The 238-nt window shown below is 73.1% G+C and carries 1 pseudogene; it reads right to left on the reverse strand.

The features are described 5' to 3' along the window. Window positions 1–238, reverse strand: a pseudogene (locus tag L0D17_RS14110) (IS1634 family transposase); the annotation flags it as partial.

Below are 238 nucleotides of genomic sequence, written 5' to 3' on the forward strand. Positions count from 1 at the left end.
GTGGCCAGGAGGAATCGCCCCAGGCCCCGCCTCGCCCGCTCCAGCTTCTCCTGATCCACCTCCAGGCGGGCCCGCAGGCGGTAGACCACCGCCAAGGGTCGCTCCCCCTTGCGCGGCCGGCCCACCCGCTCCCATTGGCGTTCCTCCTGCACTCCCAGGTAGACCAGCCGGTGCAAAGGAAGTCGGCCGCTGGCCTCGCTCAGGGCCCGCCGGGCGTCCGCCTCACAGGCGAAGGTCC

Source organism: Thermus thalpophilus, assembly GCF_022760915.1.
GTDB classification, from domain to species: domain Bacteria; phylum Deinococcota; class Deinococci; order Deinococcales; family Thermaceae; genus Thermus; species Thermus thalpophilus.